The organism is Amycolatopsis sp. cmx-11-12, assembly GCF_046269425.1.
Taxonomy (GTDB): domain Bacteria; phylum Actinomycetota; class Actinomycetes; order Mycobacteriales; family Pseudonocardiaceae; genus Amycolatopsis.
Genome location: NZ_JADNQM010000043.1, coordinates 31,502 through 53,658 on the forward strand (window position 1 = coordinate 31,502; position 22,157 = coordinate 53,658).

At 68.8% G+C, this 22,157-nt stretch carries 18 protein-coding genes; 8 read left to right on the plus strand and 10 right to left on the minus strand.

What is annotated here, in order from left to right; all coding sequences use genetic code 11:
• Nucleotides 1–10 precede the first annotated feature (10 nt).
• On the minus strand, nt 11–610 hold the full coding sequence (gene nadD, locus ACLARN_RS37805; protein WP_076166208.1) for a nicotinate-nucleotide adenylyltransferase: 600 nt from the start codon (nt 608–610) through the stop codon (nt 11–13).
• Nucleotides 611–771: 161 nt separating this feature from the next.
• Here nadD and ACLARN_RS37810 point away from each other — a divergent pair, with 161 nt between their 5' ends.
• The 3 genes from ACLARN_RS37810 (at nt 772) to argS (ending at nt 6,262) form a co-directional block, all read left to right on the plus strand.
• Nucleotides 772–2,877: a RecQ family ATP-dependent DNA helicase gene (locus tag ACLARN_RS37810; RefSeq protein WP_409496284.1), complete on the plus strand. Its 2,106-nt coding sequence runs from the start codon at nt 772–774 to the stop codon at nt 2,875–2,877.
• Nucleotides 2,878–3,178: 301 nt separating this feature from the next.
• Entirely contained in the window at nt 3,179–4,465 is a 1,287-nt protein-coding gene (locus tag ACLARN_RS37815) for an MFS transporter (protein WP_409496285.1), read from the plus strand.
• Between the two features lie 72 nt (nt 4,466–4,537).
• The gene (gene argS, locus ACLARN_RS37820; protein ID WP_409496286.1) at nt 4,538–6,262 is read left to right on the plus strand and encodes an arginine--tRNA ligase; all 1,725 of its coding nucleotides are present in this window, start codon (nt 4,538–4,540) and stop codon (nt 6,260–6,262) included.
• On the opposite strand, the gene ACLARN_RS37825 is transcribed toward argS, so the two are convergent.
• Entirely contained in the window at nt 6,257–7,531 is a 1,275-nt protein-coding gene (locus ACLARN_RS37825) for an FAD-dependent oxidoreductase (RefSeq protein ID WP_409496287.1), read from the minus strand. The two genes, argS and ACLARN_RS37825, sit on opposite strands and share 6 nt — an antisense overlap.
• An 88-nt stretch (nt 7,532–7,619) precedes the next feature.
• Here ACLARN_RS37825 and ACLARN_RS37830 point away from each other — a divergent pair, with 88 nt between their 5' ends.
• The 3 genes from ACLARN_RS37830 (at nt 7,620) to ACLARN_RS37840 (ending at nt 9,623) form a co-directional block, all read left to right on the plus strand.
• On the plus strand, nt 7,620–8,255 hold the full coding sequence (locus tag ACLARN_RS37830) for a TetR/AcrR family transcriptional regulator (RefSeq protein ID WP_409496288.1): 636 nt from the start codon (nt 7,620–7,622) through the stop codon (nt 8,253–8,255).
• A 76-nt stretch (nt 8,256–8,331) separates the two neighbouring features.
• Entirely contained in the window at nt 8,332–8,823 is a 492-nt protein-coding gene (locus tag ACLARN_RS37835; RefSeq protein ID WP_409496289.1) for a SigE family RNA polymerase sigma factor, read from the plus strand.
• Between the two features lie 2 nt (nt 8,824–8,825).
• Nucleotides 8,826–9,623, plus strand: a complete 798-nt coding sequence (locus tag ACLARN_RS37840; RefSeq protein WP_409496290.1) for a hypothetical protein — start codon at nt 8,826–8,828, stop codon at nt 9,621–9,623.
• Here the strand turns inward: ACLARN_RS37840 and proB are convergent.
• The 5 genes from proB to ACLARN_RS37865 form a co-directional block, all read right to left on the minus strand.
• Nucleotides 9,620–10,729, minus strand: coding sequence for a glutamate 5-kinase (gene proB / locus ACLARN_RS37845; protein WP_409496291.1), 1,110 nt, complete (start codon nt 10,727–10,729; stop codon nt 9,620–9,622). The two genes, ACLARN_RS37840 and proB, sit on opposite strands and share 4 nt — an antisense overlap.
• Nucleotides 10,726–12,183 carry a GTPase ObgE gene (obgE, locus tag ACLARN_RS37850; protein ID WP_409496292.1) on the minus strand — a complete coding sequence of 486 codons (1,458 nt, stop codon included), beginning with the start codon at nt 12,181–12,183 and terminating at the stop codon, nt 10,726–10,728. The genes proB and obgE overlap by 4 nt, the downstream gene beginning before the upstream one ends.
• 108 nt (nt 12,184–12,291) lie before the next feature.
• A complete protein-coding gene (rpmA, locus tag ACLARN_RS37855; RefSeq protein WP_003067129.1) occupies nt 12,292–12,549 on the minus strand; it encodes a 50S ribosomal protein L27 in 258 nt (85 codons plus the stop codon).
• Between the two features lie 38 nt (nt 12,550–12,587).
• The gene (gene rplU, locus ACLARN_RS37860) at nt 12,588–12,902 is read right to left on the minus strand and encodes a 50S ribosomal protein L21 (protein ID WP_005158538.1); all 315 of its coding nucleotides are present in this window, start codon (nt 12,900–12,902) and stop codon (nt 12,588–12,590) included.
• A 169-nt stretch (nt 12,903–13,071) separates the two neighbouring features.
• Nucleotides 13,072–16,191 carry a translation initiation factor IF-2 N-terminal domain-containing protein gene (locus ACLARN_RS37865; protein ID WP_409496293.1) on the minus strand — a complete coding sequence of 1,040 codons (3,120 nt, stop codon included), beginning with the start codon at nt 16,189–16,191 and terminating at the stop codon, nt 13,072–13,074.
• Nucleotides 16,192–16,720: 529 nt separating this feature from the next.
• Here ACLARN_RS37865 and ACLARN_RS37870 point away from each other — a divergent pair.
• Entirely contained in the window at nt 16,721–18,151 is a 1,431-nt protein-coding gene (locus ACLARN_RS37870) for a S8 family peptidase (protein ID WP_409496294.1), read from the plus strand.
• Nucleotides 18,152–18,425: 274 nt separating this feature from the next.
• On the opposite strand, the gene ACLARN_RS37875 is transcribed toward ACLARN_RS37870, so the two are convergent.
• Genes ACLARN_RS37875 through ACLARN_RS37885 form a run of 3 tightly spaced genes read right to left on the minus strand, consistent with a single transcriptional unit; the run spans nt 18,426 to nt 20,984 of the window.
• Nucleotides 18,426–19,253, minus strand: a complete 828-nt coding sequence (locus ACLARN_RS37875; RefSeq protein ID WP_409496295.1) for an ABC transporter permease — start codon at nt 19,251–19,253, stop codon at nt 18,426–18,428.
• A 1-nt stretch (nt 19,254) separates the two neighbouring features.
• Nucleotides 19,255–20,070 (minus strand): ABC transporter permease, encoded by an 816-nt coding sequence (locus ACLARN_RS37880; protein ID WP_409496296.1) that lies wholly within the window; start codon nt 20,068–20,070, stop codon nt 19,255–19,257.
• Nucleotides 20,070–20,984, minus strand: a complete 915-nt coding sequence (locus ACLARN_RS37885; RefSeq protein ID WP_409496318.1) for an ABC transporter ATP-binding protein — start codon at nt 20,982–20,984, stop codon at nt 20,070–20,072. Before ACLARN_RS37885 ends, ACLARN_RS37880 begins: the two co-directional genes overlap by 1 nt.
• Before the next feature lie 118 nt (nt 20,985–21,102).
• Here ACLARN_RS37885 and ACLARN_RS37890 point away from each other — a divergent pair, with 118 nt between their 5' ends.
• Nucleotides 21,103–22,119 carry a M14 family zinc carboxypeptidase gene (locus ACLARN_RS37890; protein WP_409496297.1) on the plus strand — a complete coding sequence of 339 codons (1,017 nt, stop codon included), beginning with the start codon at nt 21,103–21,105 and terminating at the stop codon, nt 22,117–22,119.
• Nucleotides 22,120–22,157: the final 38 nt, after the last annotated feature.

The following is a 22,157-nucleotide window of genomic DNA, read 5'->3' on the forward strand; positions in this document are numbered from 1 at the left end:
GAGTACCCGGTCAGCCACGGCGGTCTTTGCGATAGAGGTCCTTTTTGGCGATGTAGCGCACCACACCGTCGGGGACGAGGTACCAGACGGGTTCCCCGCCTTCGACCCGCTCGCGGCAGGCGGTGGACGAGATCGCCATCGCGGTCACCTCGACCAGGCTCACCTTCCCACTCGGCAGATGCTGCGAATTGAGCCGGTAGCCCGGCCTGGTGACACCGATGAAATGCGCCAGGTCGAACAGCTCGTCGGCGTTGCGCCAGGTGAGGATCTGTTCGAGCGCGTCGGCGCCGGTGATGAAGAACAGCTGGTCGTCCGGATACTCCGCACGCAGGTCGCGCAGGGTGTCGACGGTGTAGGTCTGCCCGACGCGGTCGATGTCGACGCGGCTGACCGAGAAGACGGGGTTGGACGCGGTCGCGATCACCGTCATCAGGTAGCGGTCCTCGGCCCGGGTGACCACCCGGTCGGACTTCTGCCACGGCTGCCCGGTGGGCACGAAGATGACCTCGTCGAGCGCGAACCGGGACTGGACCTCACTGGCCGCGACGAGGTGTCCGTGGTGCACGGGGTCGAAGGTGCCACCCATGACCCCGATCCTGCGTGGTGACATGGGTCGTGAGCCTATACACCGGTGGAGCGGTCCCGCTCGGGTCGCCGGACCCACCGACAGTGGGTGATCTGGGTCACATTACCCTCGGTTCCATGGATGAACGGTCCGTTCACGACACGCCGCCCGCGACTTCGTCGGTGGCATGGGGTAGAGGTGGGGACGTGGACACCTCAACTCTCCGGGACCGCGCCGAGACCCTCCTCCGGGCGCTGGCGGGCGATGGCGCCCGGCTGCGCGAAGACCAGTGGACGGCCATCGAGGCGCTGGTCGCGCACCGCCGTCGCGCGCTCGTCGTTCAGCGCACCGGCTGGGGGAAGTCGGCGGTGTACTTCCTTGCGACCGCGTTGCTGCGAGAGCGCGGCGAAGGCCCGACCGTGATCATCTCGCCGCTGCTGGCGCTGATGCGCAACCAGATCTCCGCGGCCGCGAGGGCGGGTATCCACGCGGTGACGATGAACTCCGCGAACCCACAGGAGTGGGATCAGGTCCAGGCCGCGATCGCGGCGGGCGAGGTCGACGTCCTGCTGGTCAGCCCGGAGCGGCTGAACAACCCGGACTTCCGCGACACCGTCCTGCCGAAGCTGACCGCGAGCGCCGGACTGCTGGTGGTCGACGAGGCGCATTGCATCTCGGACTGGGGCCACGACTTCCGGCCGGACTACCGGCGGCTGCGAACGCTGCTGAAGGACCTGCCCGACGGCGTCCCGGTCCTCGCCACCACCGCGACCGCGAACGACCGGGTGGCGACCGACGTCGCCGAACAACTCGGCATCGGCAACGGGGGCGGCACCCTCGTCCTGCGCGGCACTTTGGACCGCGAAAGCCTCCATCTGTCGGTGGCCAAGCTGCCGACGTCGCAGGCCCGGCTCGCCTGGCTGGCCGAACACCTGGAAGAACTGCCGGGCTCCGGGATCATCTACACGCTCACCGTCGCGGCCGCGCACGACGTGGCCGGTCTGCTGACCGAGCGCGGCTATCCGGTCGCCGCGTACACCGGGAAGACCGACCCGGCGGACCGGCAAGCGGCCGAAGACGATCTGCTGAACAACAACGTCAAGGCGCTGGTGGCCACCTCGGCACTGGGCATGGGATTCGACAAGCCGGACCTGGGGTTCGTCGTCCACCTCGGCGCCCCGTCCTCGCCGATCGCGTACTACCAGCAGGTCGGCCGTGCCGGGCGTGGCGTCGATCGCGCCGAAGTGATCCTGTTGCCGGGCCACGAGGACAAGGACATCTGGGCGTACTTCGGTTCGCTGGCGTTCCCGGACGAACTGCGGGTGACCCAGGTGCTCAACGCGCTGGCGTACGCGGACCGTCCACTGTCGACACCCGCGCTCGAACCGTTCGTCGAGCTGTCCCGGTCCCGGTTGGAGATGGTCCTCAAGGTGCTGGACGTCGACGGCGCCGTCCGCCGGGTGAAGGGCGGCTGGGAAGGCACCGGCGAAGAGTGGCAGTACGACAAGGAACGCTACGCGCGCGTGAGCGCGGCGCGGACCAACGAACAGAACGCCATGCTCGCGTACCTCGAAACCACCGGCTGCCGGATGGAGTACCTGCGAAAGCAGCTGGACGACCCCGAAGCGACGCCTTGCGGCCGATGCGACAACTGCACCGGAAAGTATTGGGACACCACGATTTCCGATGACGTCGTCGACGCCACCCGGCAACGCCTGCGCCGGCCGGGGGTCGAGGTCGCGCCCCGGAAGATGTGGCCGACCGGGATGGCGGGGCTGGACGTCCCGCTCTCCGGGCGCCTGCCGGCGGGCGAGCAGGCCGAAACCGGTCAGGTCGTCGGCCGGGTGACCGACGTCGGCTGGGGCACACGACTGCGCGAACTCGTCGGGCCGTCGGCGGCGGACGCCAAGCTTCCCGATCCTGTCTTCCAAGCCTGTATCGAGGTACTCAAGGGCTGGCAATGGGCGGAGCGCCCGGTCGCGGTGGTGGAGGTACCGTCCGCCACCCGGCCTCAGCTGGTCCACAGTCTGGCGATGAAACTGGCCTCGATCGGACGGCTGGAATATCTGGGCGCCATCGCCTCAGCCGGGCCGCCTCCTCGTCAGGCGAACAGCGCCCAACGGCTGGCCGATCTGTGGAAGAGGCTCAGCCTTCCCGACGACCTCGCCGCCAGGGTCGCCGCGGCCGAGGGCCCGATCCTGCTGGTCGACGACCTGATCGACACCGGGTGGACGACGACGCTGTCCGCACGCCTGCTCCGCCAGGCCGGAGCCCGCGCCGTTCTGCCGTTCGCTCTCGCCAGCACCTCGTGACTCAGGAGCCGTAAGCCGAAGGAGTGAGACGAGCGCAACGAGAATCTCGGCTTCAAGGTGATCGCCCCGACCTGGCCCGGTCTCGAAGCCGACGCGGAGGCGCTGCGGCGTGACCCGGCCCGGGGTCGCCGCCGCCGAGGTGACGATCGACTCCGAGCCGATGAAGGGCGTACTCCGGCTCCCCGCATAGGTCGTCGAACCCACCCCGGTCACCTCGGACTGATCCCGGCATTCGACAGATTCTTTCCCGCGCGGGGACTTTCTGGCAAGGTTCCGCCCACGTGCGAGTACGGAGGTGCCGATGGCGGACTCAACGACGGAGCGGCTGGGGCATCGGCTCCCGGTGAAGAAACTGTTCGCCGCCAGTGTCGGGAACGCGCTGGAGTGGTTCGACTGGACCATCTACGCGACCTTCAGCATCTACTTCGCCAGCGAGTTCTTCCCGAAGGGCAACGAAGCCCTGGCGTTGATCAACACCTTCGCCACGTACGCGCTCGCGTTCTTCTTCCGGCCGCTCGGCGGGATGTTGCTCGGCCGCTTCGCCGACGTCAGGGGCCGGAAGCCGGCGATGATCCTGACCATCGTGCTGATGGCGGGCGGTTCGATGGCCATCGGTCTCCTGCCGACGTTCGACCAGGTCGGCTGGCTGGCCCCGATCCTGTTGCTGCTGGCGAGGGTGGCACAGGGGCTGTCGCTCGGCGGCGAGATCTCGAACGCCTCGGCGTACTTGGGTGAGATCGCGCCGCCCACCCGCCGCGGTCGGTACTCCGCGTTCTTCTACATCTCGACCGGTTCCGCCGTCCTGATCGCCTCGATCCTCGGTTTCGTGCTCGCGCGGACGATGTCCAAAGCTGATCTGACCGCGTACGGCTGGCGGATCCCGTTCCTGCTCGGCGGTGTCCTCGGCATCATCGGCCTGTGGCTCCGGCGCAGTCTCGCCGAAACCGAGATCTTCGAGGAGAGGAAGTCGACCGCGCGCCGGGTCGAGCGACCGCTGCGCACCACTCTGCGCGAGCACCCGCGCGCCGTCGTGCAGCTCGTGGGCTTCTCGATGCTGTCGACCCTTTGCTACTACACGTTCTTCAGCGCGCTGACGTCCTTCGCGGTGAAAACCCGCAAGGCCGACGACGTCGACGTGTTCCTGGCGTTGTCGATCGCGACCGCGTTGTTCGTCGCGCTGCAGTACCCGATGGGCGCGCTGTCCGATCGCTTCGGCCGCAAACCACAGCTGCTCGTCTGGTCGGCGGCGACCGCGATCATCATCGTCCCGCTGTCCACTTTGGTCCGTCCGGGACTGCCGGGGCTGCTCGTCGTGTTCTGCGTCGGACTCTGCCTCTACACGGCGTTGACGTCGATCGCGCCCGCGATCATGAGCGAACTGTTCCCCACGGAACTGCGCGGTGTGGGCATCGGCGCTTGGTACAACCTGACCGTCGCGCTGTTCGGCGGCACCGCTCCCCTGGTGCTCACCGCGCTGTCCGACGCCGGCCTGTCGACGTTGTTCTTCTGGTACGTGGCCGGCGCCGCGGCGATCGCGTTCTTCGTCATCCGGACCCTCCCGGAGACCAAGGGCAGCGACCTGCGCTGAAAACTCCGTCGCTGACGGCGTACCGAGGTGGCTACCCTCGCGCTCCTACGACGAGCGCGAAGGAGGGACACCGTGTTGTTCGGCGATGTAAGCGAGGAATTGGCGCGACGCGTGGTGGCGGCCCTTCGCCACGTCATCGAAATCGAGCCGCCGTCCGCCGTGGTGCGGGTCTCGTCGCAGCGCGGTGTCGACTATCAGTGCGACCTCGCGATGAGTCTGGGCAAGCGGCTCGGGAAGGCTCCGAGGGAGATCGCCGCCGGCATCGCGGCACGGCTCGACGTCGCCGATCTCGCCGAGCCGCCGGCGGTCGCGGGACCGGGCTTCCTCAACTTCACCCTGCGTTCGTCCTGGCTGGAAGACCGGGCGACCGCGCTCAACGGTGACCTGCGGCTCGGCGCCACGGTGACGGCGCGACCGCGGCGGATCGCCATCGACTACAGCAGCCCGAACGTGGCGAAGGAAATGCATGTCGGGCATCTCCGGCCCACCGTCATCGGTGACGCGATCGCGCGGCTGCTGCGGTTCGCCGGGCACGACGTCATCCCGCACAACCACCTCGGCGACTGGGGTACCCCGTTCGGCATGCTGATCGAGCATCTGCTCGACGAGCGCCCGTCGGCTCCGCACACGATCGGGGATCTCAACGGCTTCTATCAGGCCGCCCGGTCGAAGTTCGAAACCGACGAGGACTTCGCGACCCGGTCACGGGCGCGTGTGGTGCTCCTTCAAAGCGGTGACCAAGCGACTTTGTCGTTGTGGCGGCAGCTGGTCGACGAGTCGACACGGCACTTCACCCAGGTCTACGAACTCCTCGGGATCGGCCTGTCGAGTGGGGACGTCTACGGCGAGAGCTTCTACAACCCGTTTCTCGCCGCGGTCGTGGACGATCTGACCGCCGCCGGACTGACCGCGATCAGCGACGGCGCCGTCTGTGTCTTCCCCGACGGCTTCCTCAACCGGGAAGGCGAGCCGCTGCCACTCATCGTGCGCAAGCGGGACGGCGGCTACGGCTACGCGGCCACCGATCTCGCGACCCTGCGCTACTGGACGGAACAGCGCGAGGTCACCGATCTGCTTTACGTCGTCGGCGCGCCCCAAGCGCAGCATTTCGCGATGGTGTTCGCCGTCTGCCGGGCAGCCGGTTGGCTCCGCGAGGAGCATCGGGCCGAGCACATCGGGTTCGGCTCGGTACTCGGCGAAGACGGCCACGCCATGAAGACCCGGGCGGGCGATTCGGTCCGCCTTTCCGACCTGCTCGCCGAGGCGGTTTCCCACGCCGCCGAAGTGATCGACGGCCGGGGCGATCTCTCCCCCGAGGTCGGGGAAGAGGTCGCCGAGGCGATCGGGATCGGCGCGATCAAGTACGCCGATCTTTCCGGCGATCGCGGACGTGACTACGTCTTCTCCTGGGAACGGATGCTCTCCAAGAACGGGAACACGTCGGTCTACCTGCAGTACGCCAACGCGCGGATCCGTTCCGTGCTGGCGAGGGCGGATCAGGATCTCGCCGGCGTGCGGGTCCTGCTCGGCCATCCCGCCGAACGGGCACTGGCGCTCGCGCTGATCCGCTTCCCCGAGGCGGTCGGCGCGGCGACCGCCGGACATCTCCCCCACAAGCTGTGCACGTACCTCTACGAAACCGCGGTCGTGTTCTCGCGGTTCTACGAACTGTGCCCGGTGCTGGACGCGGAGGGTCCCGGCGTCCGCGACTCACGACTGCTGCTGGCCGAACTCACTTCGAAAACACTGACGCTGGGCCTGTCCCTGCTCGGCATCTCCGCCCCTGACAGGCTATGAGTCGCCGTGGTCGCTGAAGACCTTGCGCTTCAACGGAGGGACGGCCTGGAAGAAGCGGAACATCCCCCGCGCCATCGTGCGGCCCGCCCGGTTCTCCGACACGAACTGGCGCGCGCTGCGCTCCGAGTCGCGGACCGCCGCGAAGCCGTAGTCCCGCATCCGCTGCTCGTAGTCGGCGATCGCGGGGCGCACCGCGCCGGTCTCCCTGGCGGCGACGAGGTTGCGGCACAACAGTCGCGCGTCCCGGAGCGCGGTGTTCGCACCGATGCCGCGGAACGGTGTCATGCTGTGGATCGCGTCGCCGAGGAGGGTGATGTTGCTCGTCGGCCACGGCTCGACGGGCTTCGACGTGAAGATCGGCAGCCTGGACACCGAGCCCGCGGGCGAACCGGCGACCAGTTCCTTGAACGCGGGATCCCAGCCGTCGATCAGGTCCAGTACGAGAGCACGGAGGGCTTCACCGTCCAATGAGGACACATCGTCGGGGTAGCGCCGGTTGGCCGCCGCGAACGCCCACATGATGTAGCTCGAGGTGTTGTCGAACAGGACAGGGTCGTAATCGGCGGTCTCGTCGTTGACCGACAAGGCGCCGTTCAGCTCGTGCGGCGCGCTGAACAGGCCAGCGCCGGTACGTGGCATCACCATGCTCGGGCCGTCGGTGAGCCTGACGGGCAAGCGTTTGCGCGCCTCTTCGGTCAGCGGATGCTTACCCGCGATCGCGATGATTCCGGTGTCCACTCGGGCGGCGTCAGGCAAGAACTGTTTGCGCACCCGGGAATTGGCCCCATCGGCGCCGATGACCAGGTCGGCTTCGACGGTGCTCCCGTCGGCGAACTCGCAGACGACCACCTCCCCCTCGCGGCGGTAGCCGACGAATTCCTTGCCGTGGTGCAGAACGCCGTCGAGTCCATCGGACAGCACCTGATGCAGGCTGATCCGGCTGACCGAATGGTGGTTCGACGCGGGATCCGGACTCCACGTCAGTTCGCTGTCGATCACCATCAGATCCTTCAATTGCTCCGTCACGAAGGTGAAGGCCCCGCTCGTCGTACCGGTAGTGGCCAGGAACCGTTCCCACAGCTCAGGTGGCAGACATTCGTGCAGCGCGGCCGAACCGTGCGGGTTGATGTGCACGCGATAGCCCTGCAGCCGCTCGGTCCGCGTGCGGCTGCGCTCGTGGACGGACACGTCGACACCCGCCTTGCGCAGCCCTTGCGCCAGGCAGAGTCCGCCCGTGCCGCCGCCGATGATCGCGATTCTCGTGGTCATGGATCTCCTCTCTCCGCCGTCCACTATCAACCAGACGGATAATAAAGTCAACCGAATGTTTGATAGAGTCAGCGGCTAAGGTGACCCCATGTCCGAAGCCGCCCCGCGCAGCCCTCGCCGCGCCCCCGCCGAACGCCAGCGCGATCCCGAGCGCACCAAGGCACAGCTGCTGGAGGCGGCGAAGGCCGAGTTCGGAGCGAAGGGCTACGCCGCGGCACGCGTCAGCGAGATCGCGGCGAGGGCGGGTGTGAACAAGCAGCTGATCTCGTACTACTTCGGCGGCAAGGAAGGGCTGTACAACGCGCTGACCGCGACGATGTACGACGACTACGTCGCGGCCTCCGAGCACGACATGCCCTTCGCCGACGTCGTGCGCTTCTTCGCCCAGTCCGGGGTCCGGGACCACGATCTCGCCAAACTGTTCCTCTGGGAGAACCTGACCGACGGCGCACCCGACGCGATCGGCGTCGAAGGCCAGCGCGGATTCCTCCAGCGCCAGGTGGAGTACGTCCAGGCCCGGCAAGCCGCAGGCGACTTCCCCGCCGACCTCGATCCGGCGTTCCTGCTGGTGATCTTCATGGCCGCGTCCAGTGCCGCGCTGGCACTCCCCCGCGTCGTGCGGGCGGTCACTGGCCAGGACCCGAACTCGGCCGAATTCGCCGAGGCCTACGGCGAGCAGCTGGCGCGGCTCGTCGGCCACCTCGCCGATCCAGAGAAGCGATAGCAAAGGTCCCCTGCTGTCACTTGAACCGTTCGGGCCCCTTCCGGACTAGAGAGGGCAGGACAAAAGGGGGTGGCCGGTGGGACAAGCGAGAGACACCGACTTCAGCGAGTACTTCGAGGCCCGCGTGCAGCGGTTCCGGCGACTGGCGTTCGGCATGTGCGGTGACTGGCACGGCGCCGAGGACCTGGTGCAGGCCACGTTCATCCAGCTGTACCGGCACTGGCGGCGGGTCCAGCCCGACACCGTCGACGCTTACGCGCGCCGGATCCTGCTGAACGCCTTCCTCACCGGACGGCGCAAACGCGGCAAGGAGCTGGTGACCTCGTCGCCGCCTGAACGGGCCGCGCCACCGGGCCACGACAGTCACGAGCGGATCGACCTGGAGCGGGTACTCAACGATCTGACACCGCGTCAGCGCGCGATGGTCGTTCTTCGCTTCCTCGAAGACCTTTCGGTTGCCGAAGTGGCTTCGCTGCTCGGTGTCGCCGAAGGCACTGTCAAAAGCCAGACCGCCCGCGGCGTCGAAGCACTGCGCGCCGTCCTTCCTTCCCCGACGAGCAAGGAGTAGTCATGAATGACCTCGATGTTCGCTCTGTGCTGACGAAGTACGTGACGGAAGCCGAACCGCCGATCGGGCTCACCGGCGACAGTGTGCTCGCCGCTGGCCGACGGTCGCGGCGACGCCGCCTCTCGGCGGCCGGTATCGCGGGTGCCGCGTTCGCCGTGGTGGCGATCCTCGGAGCCACCTCCGTGATGACCACACCGTCACCGCCACCGCAGCCTGCGAAGCCCGCCCCGGGAGACCGCTGCGGCACGAGAACCCCCGGCGAGACCGCACAACAGGTACTCACCCGGTTGAGCTGCACCGTCGACACCTCGGTGCGGTCCCGGGTCACGCCGGGGGCACGGATCGACAGACTCACCCTGCCTGATGAGATCCCGCCGCCGGATCCGTTCCTCCTGACGGCCAAGCAGGTCGAGGAGCAAGGAACCGTGTCCACGCACTACTACCTGGAGGTGCGCGTGAGTGACGACCGCGGCGCGGGCTCGGTTCTCGTCCGCATTCTTTCGCCGGCCTACAACGCGGTGCCGAGCTGTGAAGACGCGACCATCCCCCAAAGGGCCTCGTGCTCCACGCGCCAGATCGCCGAGGGTGTCCTGCGGGAGACGACCGACCGCAACGAAGAAGGCCTGATCTTCCGCACGACCCAGCTCACCATGCCGACCGGCACCATCTACCTCATCACCAGCAACACCGGTGTCGTGGAATCCGGCGACGGGATCTACCTGCCGGTGGAACGGACCGAGCCTCCGCTGACCTCGAAGCAGCTCGAGGAAATCGCGACCATGCCGGGGCTGGTGCCCTAACGACGGAGGGGGACGAGGTCGTCGGCGTGGACGACCTCGCGCCGCTGCTCGGCGGGCAGGTCGTGGCTGGAACGGCCGATGAGATCGGGCAGCTCCCCCGCGTCGAAGGCGACGACGCCCCGCGCCACGGTGCGCTGCCGGAGATCCACCAGGTCGACGACGTCGCCCGCCTGGAAGTCACCGTCGACACCGGTGATCCCGGCGGCGAGGAGGGAGCGGCGGCGGCGGACGACGGCCGTGACGGCGCCGTCGTCGAGGTACAGTTTCCCGGACGCGCCCGCGGCGTAACCCAGCCAGAACCGGCGGGCCGACAGGCGGGAGTTCGCGGCGACGAAGGCCGTGCCGACCTCGGCCGTGGTGAGGGCGCGTGCGGCCTCGGAGGCGGCGGCGAGGAGGACCGGGATCCCGGCGCTGGCCGCGGTACGGGCGGCGGCGAGCTTCGAGACCATGCCACCGGTACCGAGCCCGGAGCTCGACATGCCGACGGTGATCCCGTCCACATCGGACTCCCCGGTGACCTCGGCGATCTTGCGAGTCGCGCCGTCACGGGGATCCCCGTCGTACAGACCGTCCACATCGGACAGCAGGATGAGCGCGTCGGCACCGATCAGGTGGGCGACCAATGCGGCGAGCCGGTCGTTGTCGCCGAAGCGGATCTCTTCGGTGGCCACGGTGTCGTTCTCGTTGACCACGGGAACCGCGCCGAGTGCCAGCAGGCGGGTGAACGTGTTCTGCGCGTTGCGGTAGTGCGCACGGCGCACGACGTCGTCCGACGTCAGCAGAACCTGGCCAACGGTCAGGGAAAACCGGCCGAACGACTCGGCGTAGGCGTGGGCGAGCGCGAGCTGCCCGACGCTGGCCGCGGCCTGCTGAGTGGCGAGGTCACGCGGTCGCTTGCCGAGTGCGAGCGGCGCCAATCCCGCGCCGATCGCCCCCGAGGACACCAGCACGATCTGCGTGCCGCGGGAGACCCGGTCGGCGATCGCGTCGACCAGCGCGTCCAGCCTGGTCACGTCGAGACCGTCGCCGGCCGTGGTCAGCGCGGAGGAACCGACCTTGACGACCACCCGCTTCGCGTCGGCGATCGCCACCCGGGTCGAGCTCACTCGTCGTCCGTCCCGTCTTCGACACCGTCCGGGCCGTCGCGGCGGATCCGGCGGGCTTCCTTGCGCTCGGAAGCACCGATCCGGCTGTTGTTCTCCAGCCGGACGTCGGTGCCCCGGCCCGACATGTGCACCGCGACCCCGGCCGGGGTCGACGGCTCCCATTCGAACTGGACGTCGCCGATGGTGACCGGGCTCCCCGGCACGGCGCCCTTGCGGGCCAGCGCCTCTTCGACACCGAGCCGCTGCAACCGGTCCGCGAGGTAGCCGACGGCCTCGTCGTTGCCGAAAGTCGTCTGACGGATCCACCGCTCCGGGCGGACACCGCGCACGATGAAGGCGCCATCCTCGTCGGGGTCGATCTCGACGGTGAAACCCGCGTCGTTGACGGCCATCGGCCGCAGCACGACCTTCTCCGGCTCCGGTTCCGGCTGTTCGGCGCGGTACTTCTCGACCACGGCGGCGAGCGCGTAGGTCAGCTCCTTCAGTCCCTGGCGGGAAGCCGTGGAGATCTCGAACACACTGAGCCCGCGGGCCTCCAGTTCCGGGCGCACGAACTCGGCGAGTTCGGCGGCGTCCGGGACGTCGATCTTGTTGAGTACCACCACCCGCGGCCGGTCGGCGAGGTCGCCGCCGAGGCTCGGGGTGTAGCGGGCGAGTTCGTCTTCGAGCGCGTCCATATCGGACAGTGGGTCGCGCCCGGGTTCGAAGGTGGCGCAGTCGATGACGTGCACCAGCACCGCGCACCGCTCGATGTGCCGCAGGAAGTCGAGGCCGAGGCCCTTGCCTTCGCTCGCGCCGGGGATCAGGCCCGGGACGTCGGCCATGGTGAACACGGTCGAGCCCGCAGTGATCACGCCAAGGTTCGGCACCAGGGTGGTGAACGGGTAGTCGGCGATCTTCGGCTTGGCCGCGGACAACACCGAGATCAGCGACGACTTGCCTGCCGACGGGAAGCCGAGCAGGCCGACGTCGGCGACCGAACGCAGTTCCAGTACGAGGTTCCGGCTCTCCCCCGGCTCGCCCAGCAACGCGAATCCGGGCGCCTTGCGCGTGTTGGAGGCCAGCGACGCGTTGCCGAGCCCTCCACGGCCGCCCTGAGCGGCGACGAAGGTGGCTCCGGAGCCGACCAGGTCGGCCAGGATCTCGCCGTCCTCGGTCATCACGACGGTGCCGGAGGGGACCCGCATCTCCAGCGTGTCGCCCGCCGCTCCGGCGCGGTTGCCGCCCTGGCCCATCTTGCCGTTGCCGGCGCGGGCGTGCGGGCGGAAGTGGAAGTCGAGCAGCGTGTGGACGTTCGGATCGACGATCAGCAGGACGTCTCCGCCGTTGCCGCCGTTGCCGCCGTCCGGGCCGCCGAGGGGCTTGAACTTCTCGCGGTGCACCGAGGCGCAGCCGTTCCCACCGTCACCGGCGGTCAGATGGATCACCGCGCGGTCCACGAAACGGGACGCCATGACTTGCCTCTATTCATTCGCGAGAAGGGGATACATAAAACAAACGAGGGGTGGGCCCGGATATTCCGGCCCCACCCCTCGTCAGAGGTTCTAACTCGAAGCCGAAATTCAGGCTTCGGACGGCACGATGTTGACCGTCTTGCGGCCACGCTTCTCGCCGAACTGGACCGCACCGGCGGCCAGCGCGAACAGCGTGTCGTCGCCGCCACGGCCGACGTTGACGCCGGGGTGGAACTTGGTGCCACGCTGGCGGATCAAGATCTCGCCCGCGTTGACTTCCTGGCCGCCGTAGCGCTTGACGCCCAGTCGCTGCGCGTTCGAATCGCGACCGTTGCGGGAGCTGGACGCACCCTTCTTGTGAGCCATGGCTCAATCCTCTTTCTGACGAAGATCCGGAGAAAGTTCTACTTGGAGATGCCGGTGACCTCGACGCGGGTCAGCTTCTGCCGGTGACCCTGGCGCTTGTGGTATCCGGTCTTGTTCTTGAACTTGTGGATCCGGATCTTCGGACCCTTGGTCTGCTCGACGACCTTGCCGGTGACCGAGACCTTCGCCAGCGCGTCGGCGTCCGTGGTGACGTCGCCACCGTCCACAAAAAGGACTGCGGGGAAGGTGTGCTCGGTACCAGGCTCGCCTTCGAGCTTCTCGACCTCGACGACGTCGCCGACGGCCACCTTGTACTGCTTGCCGCCAGTCTTGACGATCGCGTACGCCGACACGGAAGTCTCCTGCTTACTCGACAACGGGTGGGGGCTTGCGTGACCGGCCCACCGGATCTCTCTCGGCGGTCCAAGGTCTGCGCAAGGTGCCCGCCTCTAGTGGCGGGCCGCTCTACAGGTTACGGGGGGCTCCCCGGTGCGATCACACCGGGGTGCCCCTCGCTGTTCACTAGCTCTTTTCCGACGCCTTGACCGGCGGACCGGCCGGCCGCGAGGCCGCCCGTCGCGGACGGCGGCGGGTGGTGGAACGACCGGCCGGGGCCGGGACGTCCACCTCGGGTTCGCTGTCCTCAGGTGTCACAACAGCCTCAGGAGTCACCGGAACCTCGGGAGCTTCGGGCTCCGGGCCCGATTCCCCGACGACCGAGATCTCTTCTTCGCGCGCGGCCGGAGCCTCGTCGTCCGAGGTCGTCACCGGTTCACCGGCGAGTTCGGTCGCGGGTGCCTCGGCGATCGGCTCGGAAACCGGCTCAGCCGCCGCCTCGGCAGCCTGCTCGACGGTTGCCTCGGCAATGGGCTCCGAAGCGTCCTTCACCGGCTCAGCGGGCTGCTCAGCCGCCTGCGGCGCGTGGCCGTTGAGCGCGGCGCCGTCGACGTTCTCCGTGACTTCGTGCGGGTGCTCACCCTTGGCCGCCTTGGCGGCGTTGGCCACGGCCTGGACCGCCGAAACCACCGACTCACGCTGACCGGAAGCCTGCGGGGCCTCGGTCTTGGTCGCCGCGGGCTCGTTCTGGCCCTGATCTTCGCCCTTGCCGCGACCACGGGACCGGCGGGAGCCGCCCTGCTGCTCCTTGCCACCACCGCTGCCACTGCCACTGCCGTGACTGTGGCCATTGCCACCGCCACCGGTGCGCTGCGGCTCGGTCGAGACGACCACACCGCGGCCCTTGCAGTGCTCGCACGGCGTCGAGAACGCCTCGAGCAGCCCGGTGCCGATCTTCTTGCGGGTCATCTGGACAAGGCCCAGCGAGGTGACCTCGGCCACCTGGTGCCGGGTGCGGTCCCGGCCAAGGCATTCGGTCAGGCGGCGCAGCACCAGTTCACGGTTGGATTCGAGCACCATGTCGATGAAGTCGATGACGATGATGCCGCCGATGTCCCGGAGCCGGAGCTGGCGGACGATCTCCTCCGCCGACTCCAGGTTGTTCCTGGTCACCGTCTCCTCGAGGTTTCCACCCGATCCGGTGAACTTGCCGGTGTTGACGTCGATGACCGTCATCGCCTCGGTGCGGTCGATGACCAGGTAGCCACCCGAGGGCAGCCAGACCTTGCGGTCCAGTGCCTTGGTGATCTGCTCGTCGATCCGGTGGTCGGCGAAGGCCGAACCGGTACCCGTGTACCGCTTGACCCGGTCGGCCAGGTCCGGCGCCACGTGCTGCACGTAGTCGTAGATGGTGTTCCAGGCCTTGTCGCCCTGGATCTCCAGCTTGGCGAAGTCCTCGGTGAACAGGTCACGCACGACCTTGACCAGCAGGTCCGGCTCTTCGTAGAGCATGACAGGGGCGCTGTTCTTCTTGCCGCCGTTGCCGACTTCGGCCTTCTCCTTGATGACGTCCCACTGCGCCTTGAGGCGGCGGACGTCGCGGTCCAGCTCTTCCTCGACGATGCCCTCGGACGCGGTGCGGATGATCACACCGGCGTCCTCGGGGACGATGCGCTTGAGGATGTCCTTCAGGCGGCGGCGCTCGTTCTCCGGGAGCTTCCGGGAGATGCCGGTGGCGCCGCCCGCGGGCACGTAGACCAGGAAGCGGCCCGGCAGCGAGATCTGCGTGGTCAGCCGGGCGCCCTTGTGCCCGACCGGGTCCTTGGTGACCTGGACCAGCACGGAGTCGCCGGTGGAGAGCGCCTGCTCGATCTTGCGGGCCTTGCCCTCGAGACCGGCGGCGTCCCAGTCGACCTCACCGGCGTAGAGCACGGCGTTGCGGCCGCGGCCGATGTCGATGAAGGCGGCCTCCATCGACGGCAGCACGTTCTGCACGCGGCCGAGGTAGACGTTGCCGACGATCGAGCCGGTGCCCGACGAGGTCACGAAGTGCTCGCACAGGACACCGTCCTCGAGCACGCCGATCTGGGTGGACTCGCCCTTTTCGGCGACGACCATGGTGCGCTCGACCGACTCGCGACGGGCGAGGAACTCGGCCTCGGACAGGATCGGCGCGCGGCGGCGGCCCGCCTCGCGGCCGTCCCGGCGGCGCTGGCGCTTGGCCTCGAGCCGGGTCGAGCCGCGCACGCTGCGAACCTCGTCCCTGGCGGGACGCTCGGTCTCGGCGGCCTTGGCCTGGCGGACGTGGACGACCGTGTTGGGCGGGTCGTCGGTGGTGGCCTCGGCGTTGTCGTCGTCCCCGCCCTTGCGACGGCGGCGGCGACGGCGACGCTTGCTGCCGTTGTCGGAATCGCCGTCATTGTCCGAGTCTGACTCAGCTGAATCGGACGTGGCTGACGCCTCTTCGGCGGTCTCGGCCTCGGCCTCTTCGGCGTCGGTGTCCTTTTCGTTCTTGTCGTTGCGGTCCTTGCCACGCGGCTGACGGCCGCGAGGGGGCTCGGGCTGCTCGTCGTCGTTCTCGGACTCGGCCGAGTTCTCGTCGCCGCCCTTGCCCCGGCCACGGCCGCGACGCCCGCGACGGCGGCGGCGACGGCCGTTGGCGTCGTCACCGTCGTCGTCGACACCGTCCTGGCGATCGGACTGCTCGGTCTGTGTCTCGTCCTCGTCGGAGTCGGGCTCTTCGGTCTGCGTGAAGGCCGGCTCCGGCTTGCGGACCGGCTTCGCCGCGACCGGCTCCGGCGGCAGGAACACCGGCGACGGCGCCGCGAACACCGGGACGTGCACGGCCGCCCTCGACGGACGGGTCGTCCGCTGCGGCGGCTCCGGGGTCACCGGGGCGGCCAGCGCGGGCGGAACACGCCGCGGAGGCGCCTCCACCTGCGGAGCAGGCTCCGGCTCGGCCTCGGGCTTCGCCTCGGACTTGACCTCGGGCGCCTCGGGCTCGGGAGCCTTCGGGGTCTCGACGACAGGCGCCTCGGCGGCAGGAGCCGCTTCGGTGGTCTCGGACTCGTCTCCACCGGAGAGGGCTTCGGCGAGCTTGACGGCCACATCGCGGGTGACGCTGGATTGCGCGCTGCGGACGGTCTCGCCGAGCTCACCGAGCTTGGCCATCAGTTCACGGCTGTTGGAACCCAGGAGCTTCGCCAGTGCGTGCACCCGGATCCGGGGCGGCAGTTCGGCCAGCTGGCCTGCGATGGGTGTGGCGGTATTCCCGCCGGTGACGGCGGGTGTGTCCGCGTTCGACATATATCTCCTCCGCCCCCGGGCGCGTCGGCTGGCTCACACCGGCTCGACGCGGCCGCGCAGGGGCCCCTTTCTGTTCGTTCCGCCGTGGTGGTCACCAGCAGCGGGAATCCTTGCCCGGCACCGCGACGGCGCCGGGGTTGTCCGGGCGCCGCGTACGGCTGAAGGTCTACTCGGCGGAGCGCTGGCCACGTGTGCGACATCGGGCCGCCCGCCACGTCGTCGAGCCGCATGAAAGCGGCGACGCGTGTGGAGGATGTGCAGCACACCACCGGGCCACGAGACCGCGAGCGCCACCTCTCACGTGTGCCCGTCGGCCAGCGGCCACCGCGAGTATCCCACACCCCGGCCCCACTCCGGTGTACTCGGTGCCACAGACCTGACTCCCGGGCGCGCCGCGGCCACCGGCCGAGCGAACTTCGCGAGAGAGCTTGTCGACCCGGCCGAGGGTGGCTAGCGTGCCGCTCGGGGGATGCCGATGCCCAGGCAGCGGCGATCCCCGTGGTCCCTCTGTTCTCCGGTGGGAGGTCCGGTGTCCCTGCTGGGGCGGTCCCTGCGAGCGGCCGTGTGCGCCTTCATGGTGCTCTGCGGTTCGGTCGCCGCTGTCGCGACGGCCGAGGCGGTGCCATCGTGCCATCCCGAAGGCCGGGCGCTGCGCTACGTCGTCGCCTTCGACCGGGGCACCTCCGAAGCCGAGGCCAGGGCGGCCATCACCGGCGGCTGCGGGGGCACCACGATCTACTATCCGCAGATCGCGGTGGCCGTGGCGACCTCGGCCGACCGGGACTTCGCCGAACTGGTCCGGCCCGCCGCCGCGTTCAGCGCGCAGGCGGAGCGGCTGGCGGTGCAGCGGGCCAGCGGCACCCCGTCGGCCAGGTCCACCCCCTCCCGCGCCGAACTCGAACCGACGGATCCGGCGAAGGTGTCCTCCGCCGACCGCACCGACGAGCAGTGGGACATGCGCGCGATCGGCGCCGACAAGGCTCACACGATCGAGCGGGGCAGCCGGGACGTCGTCGTCGGCGTCCTCGACTCCGGCGTCGACGACGCCCATCCCGAACTGACGACCGCGCTCGACCCCGACAAGTCCGCGGGCTGCCTGACCGGCGCGCCCGACCGGAACTGGGCCGCGACGACGTCGGCGCACGGCACCCATGTCGCCGGGATCATCGCCGCGGCCGACGACGGCAAGGGCGTCACCGGGGTGGCGCCCGGCGTGCGGATCGCCTCGGTGAAGGTGATCGACGACCGCGGCTACGCCGACCCCGAGGCCGCCGTCTGCGGGTTGATGTGGGCAGCCTCACAGGACATGGCTGTGACGAACAGCAGCTACTTCGTCGACCCGTGGTCGCTCTCGTGCTCGCACGCCGACGAACGGGGTGTGGTGAACGAGGTGATGGCGCGTGCCGTCGAGTACGCGACCTCGGCGGGCACGCTCAACGTCGCGGCGGCGACCAACGAAGCCGTCGGGCTGGTGCCGTCGCCACGCTCGGGGGTCAGGGTCCAGACCGACGGCTGCCAAGCGCTGCCCGCCGGCCTGCGTGACGTCGTCGCGGTGTCGTCTGTGAGCGCGGAGCGGGTCAAGGCCGGTTACAGCTCGTACGGGCTGAGCGTGATCGACGTGACCGCACCCGGCGGCGAGGCCGGGCAGTGCGTGCTCTCGACCGTTCCCGGCGGGTACGCGCCGCTGTGCGGGACGTCGATGGCCGCGCCGCACGTCGCCGGTGTCGCGGCGCTGCTCGCTTCGGCGCACCCCGGCTACGGCGCCCGCCAGCTGAAGCGGACGCTGGACGCGCAGGCGACGCCGATCGCGTGTCCCGCCGACTACGACCTGACCGGCGACGGCTCGCAGGACGCGTACTGCACCGGGTACGCGGGCTTCAACGGCTTCTACGGGCACGGGATGGTCGACGCGCTGGCCGCGGTGGCACCGAGGGTGACGGGCTCGAACCCGGCCCGGTGACTGCGCTGGCGCAAGTAGGCGACTACTTGCGGCCAGGCCGAAGGCGCTCGACCTTCACACCTTCCCCAAGTACATGAAGGCCCCCTTCCTGTACTTAGGCGCAAGGAAGGGGGCCTTCATGTACCTCGGCGGCAAGGCGCCGGACCCGCGGCCCTGTGACCACCAGATCCGGGAGGGGGTGTGTGGAAATAGGGACATTCAACGTCCCTATTTCCACACACCCCTCACCCGACGCCACGGGACCGGGCGCAAGTAGTCGGCTACTTGCGGCGGATCAGCGCAGCAGCAGCTTGCCGAATCGCTTCGACGATGCGTAGATCCCGACGGCCGCCAGCGCCAGCAGGTACGCCACGTGTCCGAGCATCCCCCACGACAGCACGCCGATCGAGAGCCCGCGCATCAGCTCGATCCCGTGGTACAGCGGGAAGATCTTCACGATCCACTGGACCGCCTCGGGGTAGACCGTAAGCGGGTAGAACGTCGTGGAGAACAGGAACAGCGGCATCAGCACGAGGTTGATGTAGTCGAATTGCGACACCGACCGCAGGAAGGTCACCAGCACGATCCCGATGGCCGAGAACGCCATCGCGATCAGCAAGGCCGCCGGGATCATCAGCACGGCCCACCAGGATCCGCTGAGCCCCATCGCGGTCATCACGCCGAGGAAGGTGACCGAGTAGATCCCGCCGCGCAGCACCGACCAGCCGACCTCGCCGAGCGCGATGTCCAGCGGCCCGATGGGGGTGGCGAGCATGGCGTCGTACAGCTTCGCGTACTTCAGTTTGAAGAACAGGTTGTACGTGGAGTCGAGGATCGCGCCGTTCATCGCCGACGCCGCGAGCAACCCGGGCGCGACGAAGGCGACGTAACTCATGACCTGGCCGCCGGGACCGACGACCTCGCCGACGAGTTTGCCGAAGCCGAGCTGGAAGGCCATCAGGTAGAACAGCGGCTCGAAGACGCCGGACACGAACAGCATCCAGGCGTGCGAATAGGTCAGGAACGTCCGCTCCAGCACCGCCGTGGACCGGCCGCTGTACAGCGCCGACGGCAGGATGCGCAGCAGCACCCCGCGTCGCGGCGACTCGGTGAGAACAGCCACTTCAGACCACCAGCCGTCGGTAGAAGTACTTGTGCGCCAGCGCCCAGCCGACTCCGGCCAGCACGACAAGGAAGGCGAGGTGCCCCAGGGTGGCGAGCGGGCCGACGGTGCCGAGGCTGATCGCCCTCGCGGCCTCGTTCCCGTGCCACAGCGGGGAGATCCAGGCGATCCACATCAGCGGGTCCGGCAGCTGCGAGATCGGGAAGAAGGTGCCGGAGAACAACGTCATCGGGATCAGGATGAACCGGAACACCAGGCCGAACCGGGTGCCCTCGTCGTAGGTGGTCGCGGCCAGCGCCATCACCGGGGTGCCGCAGGCGATGCCGGTGAGCACGCCGATCAGGATGACCGCGAGCACGCCGAAACTCGTCCAGGAGCCGAAAAGAGCCGCGATGACGGCGTAGATCGACCCGGCGAGGGCCAGCCGGAGACTCACCCACATGATCTGGCTGCCGAGCACCTGCCCCGGTGTGATCGGGGTGGCGGTGACGGCCACGTAGTCCTGCTGCCACTTGAACCCCGACAGCACCGGATAGCTGGACTCCCCCACCGCCAGCTGCGCCGCGCCGGCGACGAGCAGCGCTGGGGCGACGTACTCCAGGTACGAGAACCCGCCGGTCGCGGCGCCCGCCTGGACCTGCGAGCCGAAGCCGAGACCCATCGCGGCCAGGAACAGCACCGGTTGCAGGCCCGTCGAGTACAACGTGGACAGCCAATACCGGCGGTACCACATCCAGTGGCCCTCGACCCGCAGCCAGGCGCCAGCCCAGGACGAGACCACGCGGCCCGTGGACGCCTTCGTCTCCGTCGTGGTCATCAGTCCACCAGCGTCCGGCCGGTGAGGCGGAGGAAGACGTCCTCCAGCGAGCTGCGGCGGACCAGGCTCGACAGCGGACGCAGCCCGCGCGCGTGTGCCTGTTCGAGGGTGGCCTCGCCGGTCATCGTGTAGAGCAGGACGCGGTCCGGCAGAACCTCGACGCGTTCGGCGAGGCCCTCGATCTGCTTCGCGGCCGATTCCTGCTCGCCGTTCGGGAACCGCAGTTCGACGACCTCGCGGGTGGAGTACCGGCTGATCAGGTCGGCGGGCGAGCCTTCGGCGGCGATGCGGCCGTTGTCCATCACGACCAGCCTGTCGCACAGCTGCTCTGCTTCGTCCATGTAGTGCGTGGTGATGATCAGGGTGGTCCCGCCGGCCTTGAGCCGGAACAGCCTGTCCCACAACAGGTGCCGGGCCTGCGGGTCGAGCCCCGTTGTCGGCTCGTCGAGCAGGAGCAGTTCGGGATCGTTGACCAGGGAGCGCGCGATGGTCAGCCGCCGCTTCATCCCGCCGGAGAGTGAATCGACCTCCGCCTCCGCCCGGTCGGTGAGCTGGGCGAACTCCATCAGCTCCTCGGCCTTGCTCCGCACGTGCGAGCGGGACAACCCGAAGTAGCGGCCGTAGATCTGCAGGTTCTGACGGACGGTGAGCTCGGTGTCCAGGTTGTCCTGCTGGGGCACGACCCCGAGCCGGGCCCGGATCTTCGGCCCCTCGACGTCCGGATCCATGCCGAGGACCCGCAGGTCACCGTCGCTGCGAGGGGACACGCTCGCGATCATCCGCATGGTGGAGGACTTGCCCGCGCCGTTCGGCCCGAGGAAGCCGAACGCCTCCCCCGGGCGGACCTCGACGTCGATCCCGCGTACGGCCTCGAAGTCGCCGAAGCGCTTGACCAACGCCTTCGCCTGCACCATCGCCGGTCCGTGCTCTGAGTCACCCACGGTAGGCACCCTAGGACCTGCCACCGACAAAACTCGACCGGTTTAACCGCACCCTTGTTGGACGGTCGCGGCTCGTCGATACTCACCGACCATGAGTCTCAAGTCCCGAATCGCCTTGTTGTCCGTTTTTGTCAGCGCCGGGCTGCTCGTGGCTCCGGCCGCCCAAGCGGTCGAGACCACTGTGGACGGCCGGACCGTCGACCCGCGTCCTTCCACCGGCAAACTCGCCTTCGAACTGCACAAGCTGGCGTTGCTCAGCCACGGCAAGATCCGGGTGAGCGGCATCGGCCGCAGCAACGAGGGCCGTCCGGTGTGGGCGGCCAGGGTCGGCCACGGCAAGACGCGTATCCAATACGTCACCCAGCAGCATGGCGACGAGCCGCTCGGCACGCCCGCCGCGCTGGAGTTCCTGCGCAAGGTCGGCGTCGAACGCGGCTCATGGCAGCGGGATCTGCTCTCGAAGGTGACCGTCGACATCGTCGTGCGCGCCAACCCGGACGGGCACGAGCGCGACTGGCGCTACAACTACGACCCGCAAGCCACTCCCGAGTACGGCGAGAAGGGCAAGGGTTACGACATCAACCGCTACCACGACCCGGCCGTCGCGCCCAAGGACAACCCGGCCACCGAGGCGGGCCTGATCCAGCGGCGGAACGCGTCGTTCAAGCCGGACATCATGGTCGACTACCACATGCAGGGCCGGTACCAGGACACAGGAGGCAAAGAGATCACCGCTTCGACGCTGTGGCCGACGCACGCGGGTGTGAAACAGTCCGATGTGGACTTCGCGAAGCAGATCGCGGTCGTGGTGCAGCGGTCGATCGACGGCAACGGCGGGTATGTCTCGCAGTACCCCGGCGGTGACTACCAGGGCATCGCGCGCAACGGGTACGGGCTGCTCGGCAACGGCAGCGTGCTGATCGAACTGAGCCTCATCCCGGAGCGGGAGCAGCAGCAGATCCAGGACGCGCTGGCCTCGATGCTCGCGATCGCGAAGACCGCGGCCGACGGTTCGGTGCGGAAGGTGGACCCGGCGAAGGCCGACGCGATCCCGCCGCGTGGTCCGGCTCTGCCGGGTACGGTCGAAGAGGCGCACGAAGCCGCCTGACACGTGTTATGAACGGACCTTTCATAACAAATTTTGTT